At 61.3% G+C, this 23,814-nt stretch carries 18 protein-coding genes; 10 read left to right on the top strand and 8 right to left on the bottom strand.

Annotation, left to right across the window (positions count from 1 at the left end; genetic code table 11):
- Positions 1 to 17: 17 nt before the first annotated feature.
- The 5 genes from C2L66_RS27390 (at position 18) to C2L66_RS27370 (ending at position 6,996) form a co-directional block, all read left to right on the top strand.
- Entirely contained in the window at positions 18 to 758 is a 741-nt protein-coding gene (locus tag C2L66_RS27390) for an H-NS histone family protein (RefSeq protein ID WP_060605210.1), read from the top strand.
- 390 nt (positions 759 to 1,148) lie between these two features.
- Entirely contained in the window at positions 1,149 to 2,573 is a 1,425-nt protein-coding gene (gene aldA, locus C2L66_RS27385) for an aldehyde dehydrogenase (protein ID WP_060605211.1), read from the top strand.
- A gap of 152 nt (positions 2,574 to 2,725) precedes the next feature.
- A complete protein-coding gene (locus C2L66_RS27380) occupies positions 2,726 to 4,045 on the top strand; it encodes an MFS transporter (protein ID WP_054933587.1) in 1,320 nt (439 codons plus the stop codon).
- Positions 4,046 to 5,263 (top strand): mandelate racemase/muconate lactonizing enzyme family protein, encoded by a 1,218-nt coding sequence (locus tag C2L66_RS27375; protein WP_060605213.1) that lies wholly within the window; start codon positions 4,046 to 4,048, stop codon positions 5,261 to 5,263.
- 65 nt (positions 5,264 to 5,328) lie between these two features.
- The gene (locus C2L66_RS27370; RefSeq protein ID WP_060605217.1) at positions 5,329 to 6,996 is read left to right on the top strand and encodes a GMC family oxidoreductase; all 1,668 of its coding nucleotides are present in this window, start codon (positions 5,329 to 5,331) and stop codon (positions 6,994 to 6,996) included.
- 81 nt (positions 6,997 to 7,077) lie between these two features.
- On the opposite strand, the gene C2L66_RS27365 is transcribed toward C2L66_RS27370, so the two are convergent.
- The 7 genes from C2L66_RS27365 to C2L66_RS27335 all read right to left on the bottom strand — a co-directional run bounded on the left by C2L66_RS27365 (position 7,078) and on the right by C2L66_RS27335 (position 16,309).
- Positions 7,078 to 7,671 carry an IMPACT family protein gene (locus C2L66_RS27365; protein WP_054933590.1) on the bottom strand — a complete coding sequence of 198 codons (594 nt, stop codon included), beginning with the start codon at positions 7,669 to 7,671 and terminating at the stop codon, positions 7,078 to 7,080.
- 336 nt (positions 7,672 to 8,007) lie between these two features.
- The gene (locus C2L66_RS27360) at positions 8,008 to 9,024 is read right to left on the bottom strand and encodes an alpha/beta fold hydrolase (RefSeq protein WP_060605220.1); all 1,017 of its coding nucleotides are present in this window, start codon (positions 9,022 to 9,024) and stop codon (positions 8,008 to 8,010) included.
- Between the two features lie 13 nt (positions 9,025 to 9,037).
- Positions 9,038 to 10,738, bottom strand: coding sequence for an amino acid ABC transporter permease/ATP-binding protein (locus tag C2L66_RS42300; RefSeq protein ID WP_060605223.1), 1,701 nt, complete (start codon positions 10,736 to 10,738; stop codon positions 9,038 to 9,040).
- Between the two features lie 57 nt (positions 10,739 to 10,795).
- A complete protein-coding gene (locus tag C2L66_RS27350; RefSeq protein WP_233444986.1) occupies positions 10,796 to 11,647 on the bottom strand; it encodes an ABC transporter substrate-binding protein in 852 nt (283 codons plus the stop codon).
- 76 nt (positions 11,648 to 11,723) lie between these two features.
- A complete protein-coding gene (locus C2L66_RS27345; protein ID WP_060605230.1) occupies positions 11,724 to 12,626 on the bottom strand; it encodes a polysaccharide deacetylase family protein in 903 nt (300 codons plus the stop codon).
- A gap of 138 nt (positions 12,627 to 12,764) precedes the next feature.
- A complete protein-coding gene (locus C2L66_RS27340) occupies positions 12,765 to 15,140 on the bottom strand; it encodes an acetamidase/formamidase family protein (protein ID WP_060605234.1) in 2,376 nt (791 codons plus the stop codon).
- Positions 15,141 to 15,277: 137 nt separating this feature from the next.
- Positions 15,278 to 16,309 (bottom strand): acetamidase/formamidase family protein, encoded by a 1,032-nt coding sequence (locus C2L66_RS27335; protein WP_060605237.1) that lies wholly within the window; start codon positions 16,307 to 16,309, stop codon positions 15,278 to 15,280.
- Positions 16,310 to 16,695: 386 nt separating this feature from the next.
- Between C2L66_RS27335 and C2L66_RS27330 the strand changes: the two genes are divergently transcribed.
- Together C2L66_RS27330 and C2L66_RS27325 are read left to right on the top strand one after the other, a co-directional pair.
- Entirely contained in the window at positions 16,696 to 17,625 is a 930-nt protein-coding gene (locus tag C2L66_RS27330; protein ID WP_060605239.1) for an ABC transporter substrate-binding protein, read from the top strand.
- Positions 17,625 to 19,256, top strand: coding sequence for an amino acid ABC transporter permease/ATP-binding protein (locus C2L66_RS27325; RefSeq protein ID WP_060605242.1), 1,632 nt, complete (start codon positions 17,625 to 17,627; stop codon positions 19,254 to 19,256). The genes C2L66_RS27330 and C2L66_RS27325 overlap by 1 nt, the downstream gene beginning before the upstream one ends.
- Before the next feature lie 68 nt (positions 19,257 to 19,324).
- Here C2L66_RS27325 and C2L66_RS27320 read toward each other — a convergent pair whose 3' ends face one another.
- Positions 19,325 to 20,572 carry an MFS transporter gene (locus tag C2L66_RS27320; protein WP_289814675.1) on the bottom strand — a complete coding sequence of 416 codons (1,248 nt, stop codon included), beginning with the start codon at positions 20,570 to 20,572 and terminating at the stop codon, positions 19,325 to 19,327.
- A 222-nt stretch (positions 20,573 to 20,794) separates the two neighbouring features.
- On the opposite strand from C2L66_RS27320, the gene C2L66_RS27315 reads away from it, so the two are divergent.
- Genes C2L66_RS27315 through C2L66_RS27305 form a run of 3 tightly spaced genes read left to right on the top strand, consistent with a single transcriptional unit; the run spans position 20,795 to position 23,813 of the window.
- Positions 20,795 to 21,517 (top strand): GntR family transcriptional regulator, encoded by a 723-nt coding sequence (locus C2L66_RS27315; RefSeq protein WP_054933623.1) that lies wholly within the window; start codon positions 20,795 to 20,797, stop codon positions 21,515 to 21,517.
- 59 nt (positions 21,518 to 21,576) lie between these two features.
- Positions 21,577 to 22,854: an MFS transporter gene (locus tag C2L66_RS27310; RefSeq protein WP_054933598.1), complete on the top strand. Its 1,278-nt coding sequence runs from the start codon at positions 21,577 to 21,579 to the stop codon at positions 22,852 to 22,854.
- A gap of 50 nt (positions 22,855 to 22,904) precedes the next feature.
- Positions 22,905 to 23,813 (top strand): amidohydrolase family protein, encoded by a 909-nt coding sequence (locus C2L66_RS27305; RefSeq protein ID WP_060607117.1) that lies wholly within the window; start codon positions 22,905 to 22,907, stop codon positions 23,811 to 23,813.
- Position 23,814: the final 1 nt, after the last annotated feature.

Raw genomic sequence — 23,814 nt, 5'->3', positions numbered from 1 at the left:
TTCAAAGGGAGGCAATAATGGCTACATTGGAAATCATCCAGGCTCGCATAAAGAAACTTCAGTCACAGGCCGAAGCGCTCATTGCTCAAGGCGCGCAAGGGGCGTTGGACCAGATCCGGGAACTGATGATCAAACACGGTCTCACGACGGAAGATATCGAGCGTCGCGCAAAGGCACGGCGCGAACGCGAGCGCAAGGTGCGTCTTGGCGTCAGCAGCGGCAAGGCTGGAATCAAAGCGGCGGTGAAAGGCAAGTTGCCGCCCAAATATCGCGATCCGAAGACGGGTGCAACGTGGAGCGGTCATGCTCGACCGCCGGCATGGATCAAGGACGTAAAAGACCGTAGCAAGTTTCTGATCGATGCTGCTGCGGCTGCGGCGGAACCTGCGGTGACTGCAAAGGCAGTGACGAAGAAAGCGGCGGCGAAGAAAGCTGTAACGGCGAAGTCGGCGGGCCGCAAGGTTGCGAAGAAGGCATCGGCAGGTGCAAAAGCCGCTGTGAAGAAAGTCGCTGCGAAGAAAGCGGCCGCGAAATCGGCCGGCAAGAAGACCGCCGCTAAAAAGGTCGCTGCGAAGTCCGCCGCGCCGACTGCCGGCAAGCGCGTCATTGCGAAAAAAGCCGCCGCGAAGAAAACCAGCGCGAGCAAGGCGCCTGCAAAGAAGGCAGCCGCAAAGAAGGCTCCCGCGAAAACCGTTACGTCCGTGGTCGAAGCGCCCGTGACGGCGCAGGCATCTACGCCCGCGACGGGCGAGGCTTGATCCGCGTCGAAGCGGCTTTCATGTAATCCCGGTCCGGCGACATCCTGCCGGACCGTTCCCAGGCGCGACGGGCAGATCGCCGCGCCATTTACCCGCAGCCGGTGCAATGCCGGTTCGCGCAAGAGCGGATTCGCCGCCTTGACGCGCTCTTCGCTCCTCCCCTGGAAGACGCATTTCCACATATCCGCCGCATCCTCTGGCGATTCGTTCGTGTACACGTCATATCGCCCTCGAAACATGAGTTTTATGAATGTTCGACGGTCGAAATACTCGCTTGCGCGGCATAAGGCCGCAGAGAAGAATCCCGGTCATGCGCCGGCTGCATGTTTCGAATCGCTCTGACCCGCCGCCGGTAATGTGCTTCGCGCACGCGTCACCAGGTAAAACACCATGCGACTCGACCGGAATTTCGTTGGCGGCCAGTTCGTCGAACCCGCAACGGACGAACTCATCTCCGTCTATAACCCCGCTACCGGGGCGCACATTGCCCAGGTATCGGGCGCGTCTCGCGAAGAGGCCGTAGCGGCAGTCGCTGCCGCTGCCGTCGCACAAAAGAGCTGGCGCAAGCTGCCCGCGGCGGAGCGCGCAGCGTATCTGCACAAGCTCGCCGACGCATTGACCGACTGCGCGCCCTCCATCGGCGCGGCGCTCGCGCTGGAGTCCGGCAAGAGCGTGGCCGACGCGACCAACGAAGCCATTTACGCCAGCCAGATCACGCGCTATCACGCCGAGTGGGCGCGCCGTATCGAAGGCGAAGTGATTCCCAGCGACACCCCCGACGAGAACCTCGTGATGCACCGCGAGCCGATCGGCGTCGTCGCATGTCTGATTCCGTTCAACTATCCCGTCTATACGTTCATGCGCAAAATCGCGCCGGCGTTGATCGCGGGTAATACGGTGGTGGTGCGGCCGAGCAACAACACGCCCACCTCCGCATTCGAAATCGCCAAGGCGGTGATTCGCGCGGAATTGCCGCCGGGCGTCGTCAACATTCTTGCGATGAGCCACGCAACGGCGGAAGCCGTCTGCACGCATCCCGCGGTCGGCATGATCACCTTGACGGGCAGCGTCGGCGCGGGCCGCAAGGTTCTCGACTATTGCAAAGAGAACATTGCGAAGCCGTCGCTCGAACTGGGCGGCAAGACGCCTGCCATCATTGAGCCGGACGCCGATCTGGAAAAGGCCGCGCGCGAACTCGTCGGCTCGAAGACGACGCACTGCGGCCAGCTTTGCACGGCAATCGAACGCGTCTATGTCCACGAGAGCGTGCACGACCAGTTCGTCGCGCTGCTGAAAAAGCACATGAGCGCGGTAAAGAGCGGCGACCGCAGCGCGGATGCTTCCTCGATGGGGCCGCTCGTCAACGAAGCCTCACGCCAGTCGATTCACGCGATGGTGCAGCGCGCGATAGCCGATGGCGCAACGCTCGAAACGGGCGGCGCGATACCCGAGGGCAAGGGCTTCTTCTATCCGGCTACGCTGCTGACGAACTGCCGCCAGGACATGGAGATCATCCGCGAAGAAACGTTCGGCCCGATCATGCCCGTCGTGCGCTACAGCACGCTCGACGAAGCGCTGCAAATGGCCAACGATCACCAGTTCGGTCTGTCGTCGGTGCTCTACACCGAGAACTACCGTACCACGATGAAAGTCGCGAACAACATCGAAGCGGGCGAACTCTACGTGAACCGCACGCCCGCCGATCCGTATCAGGGCTTCCACGCAGGCTGGAAGCGCTCGGGGCTCGGCGGCGACGACGGCAAGCACGGCATGCTGGAATTCACGCAGACGCGTCTGGTCGTCATGAAGTACTGATCCTGTCGGGGCGCATTCCGCGTGCGAAAGCAACACGGGATGCGCTCTCTTTTTAACCATAAAAAGCACACGCTGCATTCATAACAAAGTAATGGAGACACGACGGCCACGGCGCATGCTGTGCTCCTCGCGCGTCTCCCAGGAGCATTTCAGTGGCAAGCCAACCTCTTCAAGCGGACGCCTCGGCGCGCCGTTCCGCCAGCGCAACCGACCAGTCCGGCAACAAGACACAGCGCTATGTGCAGCTGTTGCTGCTCGTCATCGCAGCCGGCGCGATTTATCCGATTCTCTATCTGCGTCAGGTCTATCAACCGACGATGCTGGACGTTTTCCACATCAGCGAAAGTCAGCTCGGTTATCTGTATTCGATGCTCGGCACGATCTTTCTGCTGAGCTACCTGCCTAGCGGCTGGCTCGCGGACCGCATCGCGCCGCGCCTGCTGATCAGCTTCTCGCTCGTCGCCACGGGGCTGCTCGGGCTGGTGTACTCGACCGCACCGTCGTTCAATCTGCTGCTGGTGATCTTCGGCGGCTGGGGCCTGTCGACGGGGCTGACGTTCTGGGCGGCCGTCATCAAGCGCGTGTCGATGATCGCGGGTGCCGACGAACAGGGCCGCTTCTTCGGCTTTCTCGACGGCGGCCGCGGGCTGATCGAAGCGATGCTCGCGACGATCGCCATCACGCTGTTCGCATGGCTCACGCAGACGAAGGGCGAACCGGCCGCTGTCGGCTTCAAGGTCGTGGTGTATATGTACGCGTTCCTGTGTATTGGCCTCGGCGTGTTGCTCGCCCTGGTGAAAGATCCGTCGTCGAAAGCGGAGCAATCGAGCCGTGCGCAAGCGGCCAAACGCAGCAACGTGATCGCCGATCTGATCACGCTCGCGAAGATTCCCGAACTGTGGCTGGTCGCAGCGATCGTGTTCTGCGGTTATCAGGTGTTCTGGGCGACCTACAGCTTCTCCGCGTATCTGCATGAGGGCGAGATTGGCTTGTCGGTGGTGATGGCGGGCACGATCACGACGCTCAAGCTGTGGATGCGTCCCATCGGCGGCATTGGCGGCGGCTTTCTCGGCGACCGCTTTTCGAAAGTGACCGTGCTGATCATCGCGCTCTTTCTCGCGTCGCTTTCGCTGCTCGGCCTGATCGCCGCGCCGCAAATCAGCAGCCATGTGTTGCTGGTGTTCCTTGTGCTCTTTATCGGCGTGCTGACGTATGCGATTCGCGGTCTCTACTGGTCGCTGCTCGATCGCTGCAATGTGCCCGTTGAAACAATGGGCCTTGCGATTGGGTTGATTTCGGTACTCGGCTATTCACCCGATGTTTTCCTGCCGCTCATCAACGGATATCTGACGCAGAACTATCCGGGCGTGCATGGCTATCAAATGTACTTTGGCTATGTGGCCGCCGTGTCCGCCGTCGGCGGCTGCGCGGGGCTCGTGCTGCGCAATATGCTTAACAGGAAGGAAGCGTAAATGAAAGTCGTCTCGCTCGAAACGCATATCGTTGCCGTGCCGCCGCCGCACATCGGCGGCATGTACTGGATCTTCGTCAAGCTGAAGACGGATTGCGGCATTGAAGGCGTCGGCGAAATCTATTCCGCCACGTTTCATCCGAATGCGATGGCGCCCATCATCGACGACGTGTTCTCGCGCTATCTGCTGGACAAGGACCCGCATCATGTCGAGCGTCTGTGGCGCGAAGCGTATTCGAGCGGCTTCACGCAGCGTCCCGATCTGACGATGATGGGCGTTGTGAGCGGCCTCGAAATGGCATGCTGGGACATCATCGGCAAGGCGGCGAACAAGCCGGTATACGAGTTGCTCGGCGGACGCGTGCATGAGCGCCTGCGTTCGTACACGTATCTGTATCCGAAGAACCGTCGTGGCGAATACGACTACGACGATCCCGATCTCGCGGCCGAATGCGCGGCGGAAAACGTCAAGCGCGGCTTTACGGCGGTGAAGTTCGATCCCGCCGGTCCTTATACGGCTTACTCGGGCCATCATCTGTCGCTCGAAGTGATGGACCGCTGCGAAACGTTCTGCCGCAAGGTGCGTGAAGCCGTGGGAAGCAAGGCCGATCTGCTGTTCGGCACGCATGGGCAAATGGTGCCGGCTTCGGCAATCCGTCTTGCGAAGCGCCTCGAAAAATACGACCCGCTGTGGTTCGAAGAACCTGTTCCGCCGGGGCAGCATGACGCCATGGCGGAAGTTGCGCGCCACACCAGCATTCCGATTTCAGCCGGCGAGCGCCTCACCACGAAGTACGAATTCCACAAACTGCTGGAAGCGGGCGGCGCGTCGATCCTGCAACTGAACGTGGCGCGCGTCGGCGGCCTGCTCGAAGCGAAGAAAGTGGCGAGCCTCGCCGAGGTCTATTACGCGCAGATCGCGCCGCACCTCTACAACGGTCCGGTCGGCGCCGCCGCGAGCATTCAGTTGGCAACGTGCACGCCGAACTTCCTGATTCAGGAAAGCATCGGCACGTGGGGCGGTTTCCATGCGGAGGTTCTGAAGACGCCGATCCGCTGGGAAGACGGCTACATCATTCCATCGACGGAACCGGGCCTCGGCGTCGAGCTGAACATGGAAGTGGTCAATCAGCACACGCCATACAAGGGCGAGCGCCTGCATCTGCAGATGGCGTCGAAACCGGCCGACGTGAAGGATCTCGCGCCCGCCAAAGGTTGAGTGCGCGAGCGAGCCATAACGGACTCCACGTATCCACGTATTGGACGCCTGCGGGCGAATAGAACATGAATTACGACTACATCATCGTCGGAGCGGGATCTGCGGGCTGTATTCTCGCCAACCGGTTGTCGGCGTCGGGCCAGTACTCGGTGCTGCTGCTCGAGGCGGGGCGCAGCGACGATTCGTTCTGGTTCAAAATTCCAGTTGGTTTCACGAAGACGTACTACAACGAAACGTACAACTGGATGTACTACAGCGAGCCGGAGAAGGAACTCGACAACCGCTCGCTGTATTGCCCGCGTGGCAAGGTGCAGGGCGGCTCCGGTTCGATCAACGCAATGATCTACGTGCGCGGCCAGGCGCAGGATTACGACGACTGGGCGGAGGCGGGCAACAAGGGCTGGTCGTATCGCGACGTGCTGCCGTATTTCCGCAAGCTCGAATCGCATCCGCTAGGCAACACGGAGTATCACGGCGCGAATGGCCCGATCGGCATTTCGCCGATGAAGGATGCCGCGCATCCCATTTGCCACGTGTTCATCAAGGGATGCGAGCAGGCAGGCTACCGGCGCAGTGACGACTTCAACGGCGCGCAATTCGAAGGCGCGGGCATTTACGATGTGAACACGCGCAACGGCCAGCGTTCGTCGAGCAGCTTCGAATACCTGCACCCGGTGCTCAATCGCAAGAACCTGACGGTCGAACGTGAAGTGCTTGTCACGCAGGTGCTGTTCGACGCAAAGCGGCGCGCAACGGGCGTCGTCGTCAAGCAGAACGGCAGTGCGCGCCAGTTCACCGCCAGCCGGGAAGTGATTCTTTCGGCGGGCGCCGTCGATACGCCGAAGCTGCTGCAACTGTCGGGCGTCGGCGATAGCGCGCTACTGGCAGAACATCGCATTCCCCTTGTGCATCATTTGCCCGCTGTCGGCCAGAACCTGCAGGATCATCTTTGCGTGAGCTTTTACTATCGCTCGAACGTGAAGACGCTGAACGACGAAATGCGCCCGTTGCTGGGCAAGATCAAGCTGGGCCTGCAATACATGCTGACGCGCAAAGGCCCGCTTGCGATGAGCGTAAATCAGGCTGGCGGCTTCTTCAAAAGCAGCGAGAAAGAGGCACTGCCTAATCTGCAACTCTATTTCAATCCGCTGTCGTATCGCATTCCGAAGAGCAACAAGGCGAGTCTCGAACCGGAACCGTATTCGGGGTTTCTGCTGTGCTTCAATCCGTGCCGTCCGAGTAGCCGCGGTTCGATCCAGATCGCGTCCGATCGCGCCGAAGATGCCGCGAAGATTCGCATCAACGCGCTGACGACGCAAAAAGATATCGACGAAGCCATCGAAGGTTGCGAGCTGGTGCGCAAGATCATGTCGACGGCGGCGCTCAAGGACATCACGGTCGAAGAGATTTCCCCCGGCCCGCAGGTGCAGGATCGCGATGCGTTCCTGAAGTACTTCCGCGAGCAGTCGGGCTCGATCTATCACCTGTGCGGATCGTGCGCGATGGGACGGGACGACGGCAACTCGGTCGTCGACGAGCGTCTGCGCGTGCATGGCATGTCGGGCTTGCGGATCGTCGATGCTTCGATCTTTCCGAACATCACGTCAGGCAATATCAACGCGCCGACGATGATGGTCGCGGAGAAGGGCGCCGAGATGATTCTCGAAGACGCGCGGGCAGCGGCGGGTGCGCAAGCGAAGGAATCGGCGAAGGCGTTTGCTGCGGCGCATTGATCGCCGTCGATAAACGGTGTTTCGGGCGGCCACGTGTACGGAGACTTTTTCCGGCACGCGGCCGTTTTGCTTTTGATGCGCTCAATCGTTGTCGGCGAAAACCGCGCGGCCTTGGGTCATGTCGCGCAAGGCTTCGCGCGCGGCCTTGATGGCTGTGACGGGCATGCGGATCGTCAGTTGCACGTTCATGTCGTACGCACTCGCTTCGAGCGCGAAGTTTTCCTGTTCGATCCAGCGTCGCACGCGGGCTTCGTCGGGATAGCCGATTTCTACCTCCAACGACGCGAGCGCGATCCGCTCGACACGCGGCGCGTCCTGCAGCGCGGTGGCGATTGCGTCCGTATAGGCGCGCACGAGGCCGCCCGCGCCCAGCTTCACGCCGCCGTAATAGCGCACGACAGCGGCGAGCACACCATCCAGATCGTGATGACGCAGCACTTCGAGTATCGGGCGTCCCGCCGTGCCCGAGGGCTCGCCGTCATCGGACATGCCCGACTGGCCGCCCGCCAGTAACGCCCAGCAGACATGCGTGGCCGTGGGATGCGCTTCGCGCAGGCGGCGCAGTTCTTCCATCGCGGCGTCGCGGTCGGCGACGGGAATCGCGTAGGCGATAAAGCGGCTTTTGCGGATGTCGAGTTCCGCCTGCAGCGCAGAGGGGAGAGTGAAGGTCGGCAAGGCGGCAAGCGTCGGTTGGTTTGGGTGGGGTCAGGTGGTTATCTTAGCGGATATGGCTGCGCGGTCCGGAATGGGTCCGGCGCGCGATGCGACGGGATGGCGCTATTTTGACGCATCCGGAAAGAGTCTCTTGCGCACTTGTGTGATGACGCGGTCGCCGCGCGAGCCGATAATGCAACGCATGGCGGATCTAGCTCTGGCTGGGGCGATGCCGGACTCCTCATCCGGCGCGATCCGTCTCCCCATTCCCGATCCAGTATGGCTGGATACCTTGCCGCGCTGTCACGACTCCAAGGCAAACGGCGCGAATAAATAAACCCGAAAAAACTCCGACCACTACATAGCCAGAATCTCCCTCACCGCACTGTCGATGAACTTGACATCGACAGCATTGGCTGCAGGACCGCCCGCAAAATGCCCCCACACCGACTCGATGGGCCGCAGACGCGCATCAGGCATCTTCGAAACCTCGTACTCGCTATCTTCCGGCGGGAAATACAGATCCGTGCGCCCGGGCATCACAATCGCCTTTGCTTTGATACTGCCCAACGCCCGATCGAAATCTCCCTCGTAAAGTGAGTTTGCGGAAATATCGCCGTTCTGCCAGCTCCACATCATCGACAGAATATTGTTGGCGTCCTTCTTCAAGAAATCGCCTTCCCAGAACTGGGTAATGAAGTCCTCAAGCGACCCATACCCCATCGCTTCCATGTCGAGGCGTTGACGCAAAAACGCCTGCGAAAATCCCCAGCCGGCGAACACACGGGCAGCAGCGCGCATTCCACGCGTCGGCGGCGCATCGTAAAAGCCGTTCCTGAAATCGGGGTCCAACAGCAATGGTGCCTTAAGTCCTTCGATAAACACAAAGTTGTGCCGCGAGCACCGAGCCGCCCCGCAAAACGGCAGAATGCGCTCGACCATCTCCGGATACATCGCCGCCCAATGGAATGCCTGCATCGCGCCCATTGACCAGCCGGTGACGAGCCTGAGAGACTCGATGCCAAACTTCTCGGTCACAAGGCGAAACTGCATCGCGACGTTGTCGTATAGCGTCACATGCGGAAAGCGGCCACGATCATACGGGGGCGGATAGTTGCTCGGCGAGCTCGATACGCCATTGCCAAACATGTTCGGCACGATGATGAAATACTCCCGCGGATCGAGCCCCATGTGCTCGCCGATCAGCCACTCATTGTCGACATGGCTGCCGCTATAGAAGGTCGGATAGACAATCGCGTTGTCTCGCGCTGCATTTAGCCGGCCGTAGGTCTTGTAGCTGAGCCGCATGTCAGGCAGCGTCGCACCGGATTGCAGCGCGACGCGGCCAAGATTGAAAGTTTCGAAGTCGGTCACTTGAGCCTCATATTTAGTTGGCAACGACGTTAAGAAATTTTCGGGTGCGTTCTTCGGTCGGGTTGTCGATGACCTGCTGCGGCGTGCCTTGCTCGATCACTTCGCCGCCGTCCATGAAGACGACGCGGTCAGCGACATCGCGGGCAAAGCGGATTTCGTGCGTGACCACGATCATCGTCATGCCGGCATCGGCAAGCCCGCGCATCACGCCAAGCACTTCGCCGACCAGTTCTGGATCGAGCGCCGAAGTAGGTTCGTCGAAGAGCATCAACTTGGGCTTGATCGCGAGCGCACGTGCAATCGCCACGCGCTGCTGCTGTCCGCCCGATAAGCGGTGCGGCAGAAAATCCGCGTGTCCGGCCAGGCCCACGCTCTTCAACAGCTCGCGCCCGAGCGCTTCCGCCTCCGCGCGCGGCACGTCATAGACCCGGCGCTGCGCTTCAACGATATTGCCCAGCGAACTCAAATGACTAAACAGATTGAAATGCTGGAACACCATGCCCACGCGTGCTTCCGCGCGTGCACGTGCGAGATTGTGCAGCGGCCGCACCGTGCCGCCGCCGCCCGGCACTTCGCGATAGCCCACATACTGCGAATCGACCTTGATCGTTCCCCAGTCAAGCGGTTCGAGATGGTTGATGAGCTTGAGCAGCGTGCTTTTTCCGGAGCCGCTCGGGCCGAGTATCACGACCACTTCGCCATGCGCGATTGACAGGTCGACGCCGCGCAAAATCTCGCGTTTGCCATATGATTTCCAGACGTTCTTGCAAACGACAAACGGTTCATCGCACCGCCGCGGCGTGCGGCTTTCGTCAGGCAGCAGGGTACGGATCCATGCGTGATCGTTCGTCTCTGGCGCTTTGGCGGCGACGGGCAAAGCAATCGGTGCGTCGAGAGGTTCCACATCACTCGATGCACGCAGTCCGAACCACGAGAACGTGAGCTTTCGGTCGCGCTCGTGATCGAAGATGCGTTCGAGCCACACCTGAAGCAATGAGATGCCGCTCGTCAGGACCAGATAAATCACCGCCGCCGCGCCGAACACGGTAAAGAACTTGAAGTTCTGCCCGACGACCTGTTGCGAGCGAAAGGTGAGCTCGTTGACGAAGATCACCGACGCGATCGACGTCAGCTTCAACATGCCGATGGTGTCGTTGGCGAGCCCGGGGATCACCGCGCGCATCGATTGCGGCAGGATAATACGGCGCAACGTCAGCAACGGTCCCATGCCGAGAGCGGCGGCCGCGGTCGATTGCGAACGGTTCACCGACAGGATCCCGGCACGAAACAGCTCAGCGCTGAACGCCGCTTCGTTCAAGGCGAAGCCGATAACCGCAGTCGTGACTTCATCGAAACGCAAACCGATCAGCGGCAAGGCGTCGAAGATGAATACGAGTTGCAGCAGTTGCGGTGTGCCGCGCACGAACCAGATATAACTCCAGGCCGCTGAGTCCAGGGCCTTGAACCGCGACAGCCGCATCAGCGCAAGACCTAGCCCGAGCATGAGCCCAATCGACATCGCAATCAGCGTGATCTTCACTGCAATCCACGCGCCGCCGAGCAGGAACGGCGAGCCGACGTAACCTGCCAGCTCTTTGAAACCGTCGAGCACCTGAACGCCTTCGAGGCCGGCGGCCATCGCCGGCTGCAATACGAACATGGCCGCCATACCGAGGGCGCCGACGATCTTGTGTTTGATACGCAATGCCTTCATTTCCGGGCCTGATCCATGACGCTGCCGGCACACGCTGTGGTGTGCCGGCAGCAGCCTTTATTGAGTAAGTAGCGTGGTCGGCATTTCCAGCGACGGGTCTACGCCGTACTGCAGAAAGGTCTTCTTCTGGGTCTGATTGGCCTGCATGATCTTGAGTCCATCGGATACGGCAGCGATCATATCGGCGTTGCCTTTCTTCACGCCCACGCCGATCTTCATGCCGCTCGTCACCATGAAGCCGCGCATGTAGAGCTGAGGGTACTGTTTTGCGAGTCCGTCGACGAGCGCGAGGTCATACATCATGACGTCGGCGCGATGGCTTGCAACCAGCCGTGCGCCTGACGCGATATCGGCGGATGTCATGATGGTTACGTCGGGCTTGTTTTCCGCTTTGCATTTGGCGCCTTGCGCTTGTGCCATCGTCAGTTCGACAGTGCCGATGCCTGCTGTGACCGTCAGGCCGCAAAGCCTGGAGATGTCATCGATCTTCTTGGGGTTGCCGGCTGCGACCAGACCACCCGTACCGGCCTGCATATAGGTGACGAAGCTGGTCTCCTTTGCGCGCTCAGGTGTGTAGTACAACAAGTCCCACATTACATCGATCTGTCCGGCACGCAGTGCGGGCAGCAACCCAGGCCAGCCAGCCGTAAAGAATTCGGTCTTCACGCCAGCGCAGGCGAACACGGCGCGGGCCATGTCGGCGTCGGCGCCGATGATCTTGTTGAAATCCTTGCCGTCACGAAACGCGTACGGCGGCGATTCTGGGTCGACGCCGATCTTGATCGTCTTGCCTGCTAGCGATGGGTATTTCTGCGCCACCTTGGACGGTTCGCACGATTGCGCCGACGCGGCTTGCGCGAGGAGGAGGCCGGTGACTGCGCATAGCAGCAGCTTGATTGCCTTTGACATGAACATGGCGAATCCTATTCAGGTTGAACGATATAAGTGCGAAAGAAGGAGTACAGCGAAGCAGGGATGAAGTGGTCTAACGGCCGAGAAAATCCATGTGGCTTGCGATCGAGCCCGGCGTAGTGATGCAGGCGAGGCCCTCGTCGCGCGCCCGCGCAATATGTTCGAGTGCCCGCCGCAAGTGACACAAACGATGTGGCTGACCCATCAGGTATGCATGCAACGCAATGCCCATCACCAGCGGCTGACGTGCAGATTGCCGCAGCATTTCGTCAAAGTGATCGATCACCAGATCGGCGAACGACCTGGCATCCATCTGGCGTGCGAGGATCATCGGGATATCGTTGACTTCTTCCGGATACGGAATCGCCCACAGCGGCTGACCGTTGCGTGTGTGCAAGCGCGTGGGCTGATCGTCGTGACACCAGTTGAGCGTGTACTGATAGCCCGCTTCGGCTACCAGATCGCTGGTGACATGACTTTCCGAGAGCCACGGCGACAACCAGCCCGCTGGCTGTTGCGCGCTCTCCGCCGCGATCCGCTCCCGGCATGCCGTGATCAGCGCGCGTTCGTCGTCTTCCGTGAGCGTTCCTTGCCGTTCCGAATTCGTATGACCGTGCGCGACCAGTTCATCGCCGCGCTGAGCGAATGCGGCGACCAGCTCCGGGCAGTGATCGTAGAGCGCGGTGTTGATGATGGCGGCCGTCGGCAGCGCCAGTTCATCGAAGAGATCGAGACAGCGCCATGCGCCCACACGCAATGCGTACTCTCGCCACGCGTGGTTCAGCACATCGGGTTCCGGCATCACCGGACCGATAGTCGGCCCCAGTCCCGCGCCGAATGCAAAGTGCTCGATGTTGAAGCCGATATAGACCGCGAGCCGCGAACCGTCAGGCCAGCGATAAACAGGGCGACCGTTGATCGGCAAATAAGGAAAGCGCCCGTGGCCGGGCAGCACGCGATGTGCGGGAGAATTCATGATCCAAAGAGTCCTGTCGAGCGGCGCATACGCCGTTGGTCACGTCAGAACCCATGGTAGGGATGCCAAAATAGCCGCATCGAGCCTGTTGCGAACAAACTCTTGTCTGCACGCGCATCGAAGATGAGACGCGCTGCTTCACGAGTTGAACAGCGCTTTTCGGATGATCGCGTGAACACCCCAGTTGCCGTCCACTACCTGTGTCACGCCGAAGTCGACCGCCACGGAGATCAGCGAGATCGCCTCATCTTCGGACAGGCCTTTGGTCGTCATCAGGAAGCGCCGTGTTTTGATGAACGCGTCGCGCATCGCGAGGTCGAGGGTCGATTTTTCATACACCGCGCTTTGCGCGTTCGCGCCAAACTCGGCGAGATAGTTTGGATAACTGAAGCCGTGAAGCACCCATTCGTCGGCGGTTTCGACGAGTGGATAGGTGAGGTCTGCAAACGGTTGTCCGCTTAACGTGTCTCTCTTATGAAGCACCAGTTGGAAGTCACCCGTAAGAGAACACTCGATCGCAGTGCCGCACAGTTCCGAGTCTCCTTGCGATGCATGCGGGTCGCCAACGGAGAGCAGCGCGCCGGGTACTCCGATTGGCAGGAAGACGCTCGCGCCGCGCGTTACACGCCAGTTGTCGAGATTGCCGCCGAAAGTGGACGGTGGAATCGAATCTATCAGACCGTCCTGCTGCGGTGCGACGGTGACCACTCCGAAGTGCGGGCGCACCGGGATTTTCACATTCTTCAGGATGTCGTGATTTTCGACGACCGTCGAATGATCGACCGGCACGCCGGGATAGTCGATGGTCGGATGCATCACGCCAAAGGGATCGCGCTGAGGCGTCCAGCGGAAGTTGTAGACCGCACGGGCGTAGGCGGTTTCGCCCGCGGTGGCGGCGTCGTCGATTTCATAGATGGTGACGACTTCGCGCGGTTTCGGTTCGGTCAATAACTCGCGATAGTGAAAGCCCCACCACGCAGCGGCATTGCTGCCGAACGCGCGGCCGGCGAATTTCGGATTGGCGCAACCGCGCGGATGAATATCGACTATGCGCACTTCCAGGACATCACCCGGTTCCGCGCCGCGCACAGCGATCGGACCTGTGCAGATGTGCACGCCGATACCTTCTCCCGCACCGCGTCCGTAGATGGACGCGTCCATGGGCCCTGCGCCGCGGCGGTTGACGTTCTTGCGCCCAGCCGTCCAATGGAACACACTTTCGGCGCCAGGATCGCCTTGCACCATGCGCTCCCAGTCGTCCGCCGCGTGTTGCGTGAGGGTTTCGATCGTTACCGTGTCGCCGCTATTCACTTCGAGCACGGGCTTAAGATCGTGACTGAAGTATCCCCAGTGTATGGTGTTGGCCGTTGCGCGCAACAGATGGTGACGCGGCTTGCCGGACTCGCGCTGTGCTTGTGCGGCAGGGGCCTCGGGCTGCCCGGCAGAGTCGGCCTCATCGGCAACTTCGTGAGCCACACCCTGCCCGGCAAGTTGTGCATGTACGATCAAACTCCCGGCATTCACCGGCAAGCCGCGCGAGATTCGCCGCACGAGATGGCGCGCTAGTTCGAGACCCGCTTCGTGTCGAAAGGTGCGCGGCGACGCGCCATATTGCTCGCGGAACACCCGGCTGAAATACGCGGGATCGTTGAAACCCCAGCGGAAACAGACATCGGCAATCGAAACCTTTTCATACAGCGGATTCACCAACTCCGCGCGGCAGCGCTCCAGCCTGCGCGAGCGCAAGTAGATCGAGAAATTCTGGCCGACCGCTTCGAACAGCTTCTGCAAATAGCGCGGCGAGACGCGCTCTTCTTTGGCTATGGACGTGAGCCCCAGATCGGGGTTGGCGAGATTGCCCTCGATGGTCCGGCACACTCGCGAGAAGATCGCGGCCTGAGAGGGCGTGAGCCCGCTGAAACTGCCTTCCTTGTCGTGAGCGGCGAGACTCGCCACCAGAAATTCCGCGAGCGCGAGTTCGAGGGGGCGCAACTCGTCGAGCGTCAATGTCTCCACGCTTTCAGCAATCGAGCGCAGAAAGCCGGAGAACACGTGACCGATGCCGGCCTCGCCTGGCAAACGCCCGGCACGTAGCGAGAATGGTGTAAGAAGGCGTGCATTGATGGCGGATCGGGGCACGCGGATGGCGAACGCGCGGAAGTCGGATGGGTACGCCAGGTGGGCTTCCTCGCGCGACGACGCATAAATGATATCGCCGGTTGCAATCCGCGCACGCACGCCGTCGGCGACGAGCGTTGCGCCGCCGTCGAGATGCAGCACGATCATGAGACTGTCGGCGCCGTCGACCTTGAACTCGATGGTTTGCGCGAATGCGGCCAGCGCGATCAGCTCAAAGCCGCTCGTCGACCTGCGCGACGTAATGGTTCCATGCAATGGGCGCCCGGCAACAAGAGGCGCGCCGCAGTGCAGCCCGAGCCGGTCGAGCGCCTCGGTCCATGCGCGCAGGCGATCTCTCTCGGCGTACGACTCGGTGGTGAAACGCAGTAAGTCCAACCTGGGCTCCCGGACGCTGACGAACGTCAGCCGAATGATTCAAAGGCAATGTCCGTGCCATTGATAATGACGCCGCTAGCGCTGCGGCGCGCGGTAACGGTGCGTGGATGCACCGTTACCGCGCGCGCACGCACTGCTCACACGCGAGGCTTTTTCTTAGGAGGAAAGACGCTGCGAGGGATCTTGCAGTGAATGCCCTGACGGCCGTCGACGACCTGGGTCACGGAGAAATCCGCGGCGACGCTCATCAGCGAATACGCATCGTCACGCGAGAGGCCTTGCTGCTCGGTGAGCAACAACAACATATCGCGTGAAGCGTTTTTGGTCGCGATGTTGAGATCTTCATCGAAGCCGTGGACGATCCAGAAGTCCGGTGTTTCCAGCAGCGGCGAGGGAAACGCGAAGTCGCGCCGCAGCACGATCTGGAACATTACATTGAGCGATGCCTCGATCGCGGTGCCGCTGATCTCGCCATCGCCTTGCGATACATGCGGATCGCCAATCGAGAACAACCCGCCGTTCACGGCGACCGGGTAATACATGGTCGAACCTGCGCCGATGCGCCAGTTATCGATATTGCCGCCATGCGCACCCGGCGGCACGGTGCTCACACGGCCCGCCACATCGGGCGCGACGCCTGCCGTGCCCAGATGAGGGCGCACGGGCACGCGAATGCCTTCAAGCGCGAGCTCGCGGCAGCAGTCGCGAATCTCCGAACGCTTGCCCGGCACCAGATATTTGCCGGGATAGTCATACGCATAGAGCGCGTGAGCCGTGTTTGAAGCCTGATCGAGTTCGTAGATCGTGACGCGCTCTTTCTCGAAATCGGTGAACAGATGGCCCCAGTGCGCCGCGAGATTCGAGCCGTAGTTGAAGCGCGGGGTCATTTGCAGATAGCGCACTTCGAGCAGATCGCCGGGTCTGGCGTCGCGCACGAAGATCGGACCCGTCATCAGATGCACGCCAGGCGCGCGATCGGACTCGGGAATCGTGTCGTAGAGGGCACGCACCTTGTCATCCATCATGAGGTCAGGTGCGTCACCTGCATGATGCGTGATCGCTTCGGCGCGAATAAAGTCGCCGCTCTCGACAATCAACGCGGGCGCTAGCGCCGCATCGAAATATCCCCAATGAACATTTTTCTGAATGGCAGGCAAGTCGTAAAGCATGCTTTCTAAAGCTCCGTAAGAGTGTCCAATGGATGCGGCGCGATTGATGACCGATCGTACGGGCGACAGAATTGACAGACTTGGTTGACTGCGTACAAAAGCTTGTGCGTGGACGAATCTGCTTCGCGTCACTCCGCTTGGGGAGTCTTGCGATGTCCGGGCGGAAACCATGTGGTGAACTTCCACGTGCGCCACGTCCTCGTTCAAATAATGCCGCGCGAATCCGACGCCGCCTGCAGGCAGACTTCCCCTTCATCACCGTACAAGGATTTGTGCGCACCGGGACAAGTCCGGGAAATTTCCTCCACCTACGCTTGCGCTGATGCGATGCAACAAGGCTTACATGGGGTAGGCCATTGACATCTGCCGCTGAGGGAGTCTTCCGGATGCATACCAAGCTCATTGAACACGGACCTAGCTTGCTCGACAAAGGTATTGGCTTTCGTCGCTGGCACGAGTTCGTCATTGGCGCCGTCTGTTTGCTGGCACTGTTGATATCGGGCCACGCAAAGGCCGCCGCACCGGCCGCGCCCGCCGAGTGCAAGGCGCTTCAGGCCCGGTATCCGCAATTCAAGGGGAAGTCGCTTGTCAACGCGATCAATCCCCACACACCTGGCTACGAAGCGCTGGATCCGAGCGACCCCAGCAAATACATCGGCTTTGATATAGACCTCGGCGAGACGATCGGCAACTGCCTCGGCTTCACGATGACGTACAAGCCGGTGACGTTCGCCGCGCTATTGACGACGCTGCAAAGCGGTCAGGCTGACATTGTGATCTCCGACATCTATGCGACCGAAGAGCGCGCGAAGGCGGCGGACTTTATCACCTACTCGAAGGTGTTCGACGGCGTTCTCGTCGCAAAAGGTAATCCGAAGAAGATCACGGGAATCAACCCGACCATGTGCGGTACCACGGCCGCGGAAAACACCGGTTATGTCGAAGTGCCTCTGATCCAGAATCTTGGGCCGGCCTGCAAGGCGGCCAACAGGCAGGAGGCCGCGATACAGCTTTACGACAACAACGCGAACTGCATTCAGGCGATCCTCTCGGGTCGCGCCGATACGTACATCAACGACGTGAACACGGTGGACCAGGCAGTGAAGGCGTATCCGGACAAGCTCGAAAAGGCGAGCGCGGTGACGCTGCCGTACTCGGTCGGCATCGCCGTACCGAAGGACAAGCCGGAATTTCGCGCGGCCGTGATGGCGGCGCTCGTGGCGATCCAGAAGGCGGGCATCGAGGCTGAGTTGCTGAAGAAGTGGTCGCTTGGCGCTGAAAATCTCGAAACACCCAAACTGATCGTGTCGAACTGATGGAACTGTTTCTGCATTATCTCGGCTTGCCGTATCTGCTGCGCGGCATCGGCTTCACGATCGCGGTGACGGTCCTCGGGCTCGCCGGCGGTGTTGTCGTAGGGCTGGTGCTCGTAGCGATGCAGCTGAGCAGGGTCGGCCCGTTAGCGGCGCTCGCGCGCGGTTATACGGTGATCTTCCGCGGTACGCCGCTCATCCTGCAACTTGTTTTCGCGTATGACGCGCTACCACATATCGGGCTGAAGCTGAGTGCAATCGGCGCCGCCGGTCTCGCGCTCGCAGCAAACGAGGGACCGTTCATTGCGGAGATCCTGCGGGCGGGCGTGCTCGGCGTCGAACGCGGCCAACTGCTCGCAGGACAGGCGCTTGGCATGACACCGGCCGTCCTGATGCGCCGCGTGATCGCACCTCAGGCAATCCGTGCAATCGTGCCGGCGCTTGGCAACGAATCGGTCAGCGCGTTGAAGAACTCATCGCTGGCCTCGGTGATCGCCGTCGATGAGCTGACGTTGCGCAGCACGCAACTCGCCTCGTCGACGTTCGACTTCTTCTCGATCTTCTTCGCATCCGGGCTGATGTACCTGATCCTGACGGGGGCGGTTGCCGTAATCCAGTTGATCGCGGAAGCCGCGCTCGATCTCGATCGCCCCGTTTCCGGGAGGGTCGCGCGTGTATGGCCGTGGCGCCGTGCCGTTGTGGCGGAAGATACAGCGGCTGGCGCGCGAGCGGCGCCGCGGCCCGAGCCGCTCACTGCCGATCCGCTTCGCGAGAGCGGTACGCCCACGCGCAGACAGGTGTACAGGCGGGCGGATCATGTAAAGCGCCAGGCGGAACTTGCCCGGCAGGGCGCAGCGGTGCAGGTGAGCGCCTTGCGCAAACAGTACGGCAAGCAGACAGTGCTTGATGGATTCGACCTGACGGTTCGCTTCGGTGAAGTCGTCGTGGTGCTCGGGCCGAGCGGCTCAGGCAAGAGCACGCTGCTCCGCTGCATCAACCACCTCGAACACTGGGACGCGGGCGAAATCCGCATTGACGGAAGGCGCGTTGGCTTTCGCGCCGACGGCCGGCCAATGACGCAGCACGACATCGCGAACGAGCGCGCGAGCATCGGCGTCGGCATGGTGTTTCAGCACTTCAATCTGTTCAGTCACCTGAGCGCGTGCGAGAACATCGCGGGGCCTTTGCGGTGGGTGCATGGCATGGAGCCCGCCGACGCGGAGCGCCGCGCACACGAGTTGCTTGAACGCGTCGGTCTCAGTCATCGCGCCCACGCATTGCCGCGCCATCTTTCTGGCGGGCAGCAACAGCGTGTTGCGATCGCCCGCGCGCTGGCTCCCAATCCTCGCGTGCTGCTGCTCGATGAACCGACGTCCGCCCTAGACCCGGAGCTCGTCGGCGAGGTGCTAGACGTGATCCAGCGGCTCGCGATCGAAGACGGACTGACCATGATCATCTCCACCCATCAATTGCGTTTCGCCGATCAGGTTGCCGATCGCGTCGTCTTTATGAGCGGCGGCATGGTCGTCGAAGAGGGACCTGCGCACGATGTGCTCACGCATCCGAGGCATCCTTTGACGAGTCGCTTTCTGAGCGTGATGGGCGCTGACAGTGGGTTCGAAGTCGCGTCATAGGCGCGGTAGCGCTTCGTCGCAAGCATCAACCCGGTGGTCAGTCGCGCGTGCCTTGCAGCAATCATTTGTCACTGCCGCGGCGCAAGCCGCACGCGCTCGCCTGCGCTGCTTCGCGCAGATGCGATCGACATGCCCATGCCGAGCAGCGTCAGACAGACGACGGGCACCAGCATCGGGGCGCTCGCGTTGCCCGCCACCTTGCCGATATAGGGCATCAGGTTCTGCGCGAAGAAGCCGCCAAGATTGCCGATCGAATTGATCGCCGCGATGCTCGCCGCAGCACGGGCGCCTGTGAAGTATCGCGGCGGCAGCGACCAGAAGCACGGATAGAGCAGCGGAATGCATGCCCCGCCCAGCACGAGCGCGGCAAATTGCAGCGGCAGGCCCGGCAGCACGAGACTGAGCGCGAAGCCGATCACGCCGACGCCTGCCACCATCGCCATCGCCTTGAGTACCACGCCCTCGCGTTTCAGCTTCGCGGGCAGCCACAGCAGAAGCAGCGCGGAGAGCATCCACGGAATCATGTTGAGCAGGCCGTTGAGCGACGAATGCGAGACGCCGCCGCTTTTCAGCAGCGTCGGCAGCCAGTACGTCACGCCGTAAAGCGAAGTGGACATCAGCATGTAGCCGCACGCGAACATCAGCACGCGTTTGTCGACGAGCGCCCGCCACGGATGCCCGGCGGCCGCTTGGGCCGGCGCCTCGCGCCGGAGTGCCGCGATCATCAGGGCTTTCTCGTCGTCCGACAGGAACGGCGCGCGTTCGACGGACTCAGGCAGGAAGCGCAACGCAACGAGTGCGACGAGGACGGCAGGTATCCCCGTTGCGACAAACACCCATTGCCAGCCGGCGAGACCGAGGTTGCCGTCCAGCGACAACAGCAAGCCACCCGCGAGCGAGCCGAGCATGTTGGCAAGCGCGCTGCCCAAGGTGAAAAAGCCGAGCATGCGCGTCCGATGACTCTGCGGAAACCAGAGCGTCAGATAGAAGATCACGCCCGGATAGAAGCCAGCTTCGGCGACACCCAGTGCAAACCGGAACACATAGAACAGTCCCGTCGAATGCGTGAACGCCATCGCCACGGTGATGGCGCCCCAGGTCGCCATGATGCGCGCGAGCCACAGGCGCGCGCCGAAACGATGTAGCGCAAGCGTGCTCGGCACCTCGAACATCAGGTAGCCGATAAAGAACAGCGACGCGCCCAGACCATACGACGCTTCCGACATCCCCAGCGCGTGCACCATCTGCAGCTTGGCAAAGCCGACGTTCTGCCGGTCGATGAACGCGATCAGGAACATCACGATCAACAGCGGCATGAGCCGCCAGGCAACTTTTTTCACGACTGCCTGCTCGGCAACCAGAGTTTGGCTCACAATCAATCTCCGTTTAAGAATTCATATATATGTTTTGTTGAATCGGCGTTTGCAACAATGCGTGGAAACCCGAAACGTGCACAAATACGTGCGTTTACGGGTTATTACCGATCCATCATCGACCGTGCATGTGAAATCATATATATGAATTTGATGGAGACGAAAATGCCTGCCGAGGACCGGTTGCCCCGTTACCAGCGTCTGCGCGACGAAATGGTTGCCCTGATCGCGGCCCGCCATTGGCGGCCGGGTGAAGCGATCCCCACCGAGCAGGCGCTCGCCAGCAGCTACGACGTCGCTGTCGGGACCGTTCGCAAGGCCGTCGATCTGCTCGTCGCGGAAGGCTTGCTGGAGCGCTTCCAGGGCAGGGGGACGTTCGTGCGACGCGCGAGCTTCGACAGTTCGTTGTTCCGTTTCTTCCGCTTCCAGACACGGCAGGGCGAACGGCGCATTCCGGAGAGCCGCATCTTGCGCCGCGAGGTCGTCGACGCACCGTCGGCCGTTGCCGCGATCCTGCAAATTTCGAACAGTGCCCGCGTGATCCAGATGTCGCGCCTGCGGCTGATCGACGGCGTGCCGATGCTCGCCGAAGAAATCTGGCTGCCCTACGTGCGCTTTGCGGCGTTTGCGCAGATGGACCTGAATGACGTGGGTGACCTGCTGTACCCGGTGTACGAGGCGCAGTGCAATCAGGTCGTGGCGTCCGCCACGGAAACACTGACCGTCGAAGCGATTGGCCCGTTGCATGCGCGGTTGTTGCACATCGAGCCGGGTACGCCCGCTGTCGTCATCGAGCGTCTTGCGTACGGCTATGACAGGCAGCCGCTCGAATGGCGCCGCTCGCGCGGGCCCGCCAGCGAATTCATCTATCAGGCCGAGATCCGCTAGCGGTCGCGCCTTAACAAATACGTCGTCCCCACGCAGGAACGGCGACCCAGGAGACAGCGATGTTCAAATGGTTCAGCGAGATCTCAGGTAACGAACGCCGGACGTTCTGGGCGTGCTTCGGCGGATGGGCGCTCGATTCGCTCGACGTGCAGATGTTCAGCCTCGTGATTCCGGCGATCATCGCCGAATGGTCGATCAACCGCACGCAAGCGGGACTTGTCAGCGGCGTCACGCTGGTGGCGTCGGCGCTGGGCGGCTGGATCGCGGGAATGCTGTCGGACCGGCTGGGACGCGTGAAGACACTGCAATGGACCGTCGCGTTTTTTTCAGTGTTCACGTTCCTGTGCGCGTTTGCGCAGAATTATCCGCAGTTTCTGGTGCTGAAGACGCTGCAGGGGTTTGGCTTCGGCGGAGAATGGGCAGCGGGCGCCGTGCTGATGGCCGAGACGATCCGCAACGAACATCGCGGCAAGGCGATGGGCAGCGTGCAGAGCGCATGGGCCGTCGGTTGGGGCGCGGCAGTGCTGCTCTATGCGTTGATGTTCTCGTTGCTGCCTGGCGATACCGCGTGGCGCGTGATGTTCGGGATCGGCATCGTTCCCGCGCTGCTGATTCTGTACGTCCGGCGCGGTGTGCAGGAGCCCGCCGCGCCCGCGCGCGCGCGTCAACAGGAGCGCACGCCTGGCGTCGTCGCCGGCATCTTTTCTCCGCAAGTGCTGCGCATGACGATGATCGGCGCACTGCTTGGCGTTGGCGCGCACGGCGGCTACTACGCGCTAATGACCTGGCTGCCGACCTTTCTCAAGAGCGAGCGCCACCTGTCGGTGCTAAGCACGGGCGGCTATCTCGCCGTCGTAATCGTCGCGTTCTTCTGCGGGTGCCTCGTGAGTGCGCAGCTGCTGGATCGGATCGGACGCCGCAAGACCATTCTCACGTTCGCAATCTGCTGCGTGATTACGGTGACTGCCTATCTGTTTCTTCCGCTCGGTAATACCGCGATGCTGTTCTTCGGATTTCCGCTCGGTTTTTTTGCAGCCGGCATTCCGGCGAGCATGGGCGCGTTGTTCAACGAGTTGTATCCGCGCGGTATGCGCGGCACGGGCGTGGGGTTCTGCTACAACTTCGGTCGTGTCGTATCGGCGGGATTTCCGGTGCTCGTCGGGCATATGTCTGCAAATATGTCGCTCGGGACGGCGATCGGCATCGATGCGGGTCTCGCCTACGCGATTGTCGTGCTGTCCGTGCTTATGTTGCCGGAGACACGCGGCCGCGCGCTAGGCGAAGCCGCGCTCGATCCGGAACACACCGGCGCGCTCTCCCACGCGCAAAGGCATTGATGCGCGGAGCGCTGGCGCGCAACCGCGCAGCACCTGTGAAAGGAATGTTCATGATGGAGAAGTCGGCGACGGGCGCGAGCCACGGGCAGACGGCGTATCGTCCGGCCCGCATCGCATCTGTCGATACCCATGCTCATGTATTCGAGCGAGGCTTGCCGCTCGTCCGGCAGCGACGCTATGCGCCCGGCTACGATGCCCCGCTCGCCGCCTATCTTGCGCAACTGGATACGCACGGTGTATCGCACGGCGTGCTGGTGCAGCCCAGCTTTCTCGGCACCGATTGCAGCTATCTGCTCGATGCGCTGCGCCGCGCGCCGCAGCGGCTGCGCGGCGTCGCGGTGATCGAGCGCGATTGCCATATCGACGCGCTCACGGAGATGGCAAGGGCGGGCATTGCAGGGATTCGGCTAAACCTGATCGGGCATGCGGATCTGTCGCTCGACAGCTGGGTGAGCGCGCAAACGCTCGCGCATGTTCGTGCGCTGAAATGGCATGTCGAAGTGCATGCGGAAGCTGCGCGGCTGCCACGCATCGTCGAGCCGCTTCTGGACGCTGGCGTGAATGTCGTCGTCGATCATTTCGGCCGGCCCGATCCCGATAGCGGCGTACGTGACGCGGGCTTTCGCCGTCTTCTGGAACTGGCGGAGACGCGGCGCGTGTGGGTGAAGATATCGGCGGCATATCGGAACCGGCGCCAGCTTCGCCCGCATGACGATGACGCGCACGAGGCGTTCCGTCTTCTGAAAGCGGCCTTCGGCCTGCATCGCCTGATGTGGGGCAGCGACTGGCCGCACACGCAGTTCGAAGCGGACGAGAGTTTTGCTCACGCGCTCGCACTCCTGCGGGCGCTGCTTCCCGTTGACGAAGAGCGAAAGGTCGTCCTGGCAGACACACCTGCAAGACTTTATATGTTCGAGAAGTGTGATTCCCCTGGCGCACTACAAGGGAAGGTTGGCTAAA

It is taken from the genome of Paraburkholderia caribensis (genome assembly GCF_002902945.1).
GTDB lineage: Bacteria > Pseudomonadota > Gammaproteobacteria > Burkholderiales > Burkholderiaceae > Paraburkholderia > Paraburkholderia caribensis.
This window is presented reverse-complemented; position numbering and strand designations above follow the sequence as displayed.

Coding starts and splice junctions, on each gene's coding strand:
- C2L66_RS27345 (WP_060605230.1), bottom strand. CDS start 12,626: ATGAATTCTCCCGCACATCGCGTGCTGCCCGGCCACGGGCGCTTTCCT.
- C2L66_RS27305 (WP_060607117.1), top strand. CDS start 22,905: ATGATGGAGAAGTCGGCGACGGGCGCGAGCCACGGGCAGACGGCGTAT.
- C2L66_RS27310 (WP_054933598.1), top strand. CDS start 21,577: ATGTTCAAATGGTTCAGCGAGATCTCAGGTAACGAACGCCGGACGTTC.
- aldA (WP_060605211.1), top strand. CDS start 1,149: ATGCGACTCGACCGGAATTTCGTTGGCGGCCAGTTCGTCGAACCCGCA.
- C2L66_RS27325 (WP_060605242.1), top strand. CDS start 17,625: ATGGAACTGTTTCTGCATTATCTCGGCTTGCCGTATCTGCTGCGCGGC.
- C2L66_RS27315 (WP_054933623.1), top strand. CDS start 20,795: ATGCCTGCCGAGGACCGGTTGCCCCGTTACCAGCGTCTGCGCGACGAA.
- C2L66_RS27370 (WP_060605217.1), top strand. CDS start 5,329: ATGAATTACGACTACATCATCGTCGGAGCGGGATCTGCGGGCTGTATT.
- C2L66_RS27330 (WP_060605239.1), top strand. CDS start 16,696: ATGCATACCAAGCTCATTGAACACGGACCTAGCTTGCTCGACAAAGGT.
- C2L66_RS27390 (WP_060605210.1), top strand. CDS start 18: ATGGCTACATTGGAAATCATCCAGGCTCGCATAAAGAAACTTCAGTCA.
- C2L66_RS27320 (WP_289814675.1), bottom strand. CDS start 20,572: ATGCCGCTGTTGATCGTGATGTTCCTGATCGCGTTCATCGACCGGCAG.
- C2L66_RS27335 (WP_060605237.1), bottom strand. CDS start 16,309: ATGCTTTACGACTTGCCTGCCATTCAGAAAAATGTTCATTGGGGATAT.
- C2L66_RS27350 (WP_233444986.1), bottom strand. CDS start 11,647: ATGTCAAAGGCAATCAAGCTGCTGCTATGCGCAGTCACCGGCCTCCTC.
- C2L66_RS27375 (WP_060605213.1), top strand. CDS start 4,046: ATGAAAGTCGTCTCGCTCGAAACGCATATCGTTGCCGTGCCGCCGCCG.
- C2L66_RS42300 (WP_060605223.1), bottom strand. CDS start 10,738: ATGAAGGCATTGCGTATCAAACACAAGATCGTCGGCGCCCTCGGTATG.